This is a genomic window from Anaeromyxobacter sp. SG17 (assembly GCF_022690695.1).
In the GTDB taxonomy this organism is placed as follows: domain Bacteria; phylum Myxococcota; class Myxococcia; order Myxococcales; family Anaeromyxobacteraceae; genus Anaeromyxobacter; species Anaeromyxobacter soli.
On record NZ_JALCYX010000144.1, the window covers coordinates 1 to 3,400 of the forward strand.

Sequence of the window (3,400 nt, forward strand, 5' to 3'; positions counted from 1 at the left end):
GCCGCCGGCGGCGGGCCGGGCGCGCCGCGATAGCGCGCCGCCGCCTCGGCGAGCCGGGCGGAGAGGACGGGCTCCTCGGCCGGCGAGCCGCCCTTCGCCGCCTCCTGCACCATCCCCTGCAGGGCGTCGCCCGCGGCGAGGAGGAGATCGACCGCGGCGGCGTCGAGCCGGGCGGGGGCGGCGCGGAACAGCGCGACGAGGTCCTCCAGGCGGTGCGCCAGCGAGGCGATGCCGTCGAGCTGCATCGAGGCGCTCATCCCCTTCACGCTGTGCGCGTGGCGGAAGAGCGCGTCCACGATCTCGTTGCGCGCGGCGGAGGGCGGCGCCCGCTCGAGGCGGACGAGCTCGCGCCCGAACGCGGCGAGGTGCTCCCCCGCCTCGCTCGCGAACAGACCCAGGTACTTCTGGAGATCGAGCGCCACGGCTCCCCGGGCGCTAAACGACAGTTCGCGATGCGCGTTCACCTTCGGTGACGCGCGTCGCGCTGTCGTTCAGCCAGGTTCGAACGGGGGCTGCGCCCCCGCCCCGCCGAGCGAAGCTCGTCGGGGCCCCACCCCTGCGCGCCGGGTCCCGTGCGACGCCGCGAGCGGCTTCGCCGCTTCCGGGGCGTCGCCCCGGCGGGCTCGCTTCGCTCGCTGAGCGTTTCGGGACCATGATCGCTCGTTCAGGCCTCGCCCAGGACCTTCTTCACGACGGAGAGGACGTCCTCCGCCTTGAACGGCTTCACGATGAAGTCGCTCGCGCCGGCCTCGATGGCCTCCATCACCAGCGACTCCTGGCCGAGCGCGCTGCACATCACGATCACCGCCTTGTGGTCCTGCTTGACGATGTCGCGCGTCGCCTCGATGCCGCTCTTGAACGGCATCACGATGTCCATGGTGGTGAGGTCGGGCTTCAGCTCCCGGTACTTCTCGACCGCCTCGAGCCCGTTCGCGGCCTCGCCGACGACCTCGAAGCCGGAGCCCGAGAAGATGTCCTTGATCATGTTCCGCATGAAGATCGCGTCGTCGACGATCAGGACTCGCTTCGCCATCGGCCTACCTCTCCCCCGAAGGTGTCCTTCGGAACCTATCACATCACCTACCGCCGAACAGCCGGACCGCTTCGCTCGCGACGGCGTCCGCCCCGAGCACCGTCACGGCGCCCGCGCGCGAGGTCGCGACGCCGCGCACGAGCCCCTCGCCGCCGCGGCCCTCCGGCGTGAGCGGCTCCACGCCGAGCACGCCGCCGATGAGGAGCCCGAGCGCGCGCCGGGCGTGGTCGAGGACGATCACCTGCCCCGCGGACGGCTCGAGCGCCTGCGCCGCCAGGCCGACGAGGGGGGCGAGGTCCACCACCGCGATCACCCGCCCGCGCAGGTTCATCACCCCGCGCACCGCCTCGGACGCGCGCGGCACGCGGGCGAAGGGCGGCTGGGGCAGCACCACCTCGCGCACCGCCTCGAGCGGCAGCGCGAACCGCTCCCTGCCGAGGCGGAAGAGGACGTGCCGCACGCGCCTAGCCGAGCCGGAACCGCGAGACGACCGCCTGGAGCTCGAGCGAGAGGTTCGTGAGCTCCTGCGCCGCGCCGGCCATCTGCGCGACCGCCGCGGTCTGCTCGGCGGTGACCTTGCGCACCTGCTCGGTCTGGCTCGCGTTCGAGGAGGCGACGTCCGAGATGTGGTCCATCGCCTGGACCATGTCGGCCGAGCCCTGGAGCTGGTCGCGGGCGGCCTGGGAGATGACGCCCACCTTGTCCGCCCCGGTGGCGGCGATCTTGGCGATGTCGGCCAGGGTGCGGATGATGGCGTTCAGATCCTCGCGCCCCTCGCCGAGCTCGGAGACCGACTCCTTCATGGTCTCGACCACCTTGCCCGCGCGGCCGGAGATGTCGGTCGCGAGCGAGGAGATCTGCTCCGCGGAGCGCCCGGCGGACTCGGCGAGCTTGCGGACCTCCTCGGCGACCACCGCGAAGCCGCGGCCGTACTCGCCGGCGCGGGCCGCCTCGATGGTGGCGTTCAGGGCGAGCAGGTTCGTCTGGTTCGCGACCTGGGTGATCGCCTCCACGATCTTGGAGATCTCCTTCGTGCGCTCGCCGAAGGCGAACACCTGCTCGCTCGCGGCCTCGATGCGGGCGAACACCTTCTTCACCTTCTCGCCGGCGAGCCGGGCGGCGTCGCCGCCGGCGGCGGCCGACTGGCTCGTCTCCGCCGAGGCGCGCGCCGCCTCCTCCGCGCTGCGCGCCGTCGCCTCGATGGACGCGGCGATCTCCCCGATCACCTTGGAGGTCCGCTCCACGAGCTCCGACTGCTGCCCGGCGCCGACCGCGATCTTCTCCATGGAGGAGGCGACCTCGTCCGTCGAGGCGTTCACCTCCTCGGCGCTCTGCTGCAGCTCGTTCGCCGAGTCGGCCACCGACTGCGCGGTCCGCTGGATGCGCGACACGAGGTCGCGCAGGTTCTCCTGCATGGTGCGGATGGCGTAGGTCAGCTCGTCGATCTCGTCGTGGGCGGTGCGCTGCTCCTCCGACACCACCGCCTTGGAGAGGTCGCCGCGGCTGATCTCGACCGCGCTCCCGCGCAGGCGGGCGAGGCGCGACACCCGCGCGACGGCGAGGGTGAGCACGATGCCGAGGAGCAGGGTGAGGGCGAGCACCGCCAGGCCCGCCACGAGCGGGCTCTGCACGCGCTCGCGGATCTCCGGCACCGCGAAGAGCAGCACCGCGCCCACGACGAGGTAGCTGAAGAGGATCTTCTTCTCGAGCGAGACCGGCACGCCGGCGAGCGGCGGCGTCGCCCTGGGCGCCGCCTCGGCCGCGCGCCCGCGCAGGGCGACGAGGTGCGGCGCGTCCTGCCAGCGCGCGCTCGGGCGGGTGGACAGTCGCTCGTCTCGGCTCGCTCGCGGCAAGGGTGCCCCTCTCCAAGGCGTGGGACGGCGGGGCGATCCTAGACGCGCCCTGCGGCAAGTCAAAGAGCGGTGGGTGCGCGGAGGTGGTCGTGACCGCGCCGCTCGACCTCGACCGCCGCGCCGGTGGGGCCCACGACGCGCACGCCGCGCCCCCTCACGAAGCGGCCGATGACGGTGAGGGGGGTGCGGGCCTTCGCCGCCGCCGCGCGCGCGGCGGGGAGGAGGGAGGGCGCGAGGGCCACCACGAGCTCGTAGTCCTCGCCGCCGGAGAGCGCCGCGTCGCGGGCCGCGCCGGAGCGGTGGGCGAGCCGCTCCGCGGCGGCGGAGAGCGGCAGATCGGCGACGCCGATGCGGGCCCCCACCCGCGAGGCCTCGCACAGGTGGGCGAGGTCCTGCACGAGCCCGTCGGACACGTCGATGGCGGCGCGGGCGACGCCGGCGAGGGCGCGCCCCGCGGCGAGGCGCGGCGTGGGCCGGCGCTGGCGGCGGACGAGCGCGGCCGGGGCGCCGGGAG

Annotated in this window: 5 protein-coding genes; all 5 read right to left on the reverse strand. The window is 74.3% G+C overall.

What is annotated here, in order from left to right; all coding sequences use genetic code 11:
• Nucleotides 1–422, reverse strand: a 422-nt coding sequence (locus MNY60_RS23400; RefSeq protein WP_242362039.1) for an Hpt domain-containing protein, incomplete at its 3' end; no start/stop codon positions are given.
• 242 nt (nucleotides 423–664) lie between these two features.
• Complete coding sequence (locus MNY60_RS23405; protein ID WP_242341544.1) at nucleotides 665–1,033, reverse strand: response regulator; 369 nt, start codon at nucleotides 1,031–1,033, stop codon at nucleotides 665–667.
• A 43-nt stretch (nucleotides 1,034–1,076) separates the two neighbouring features.
• Nucleotides 1,077–1,493 carry a chemotaxis protein CheW gene (locus MNY60_RS23410; RefSeq protein WP_242357049.1) on the reverse strand — a complete coding sequence of 139 codons (417 nt, stop codon included), beginning with the start codon at nucleotides 1,491–1,493 and terminating at the stop codon, nucleotides 1,077–1,079.
• 4 nt (nucleotides 1,494–1,497) lie between these two features.
• Nucleotides 1,498–2,886 (reverse strand): methyl-accepting chemotaxis protein, encoded by a 1,389-nt coding sequence (locus tag MNY60_RS23415; protein ID WP_242341542.1) that lies wholly within the window; start codon nucleotides 2,884–2,886, stop codon nucleotides 1,498–1,500.
• Nucleotides 2,887–2,945: 59 nt separating this feature from the next.
• Nucleotides 2,946–3,400 (reverse strand): thiamine-monophosphate kinase (locus MNY60_RS23420; protein WP_242362041.1); only part of this gene is annotated, 455 nt, incomplete at its 5' end.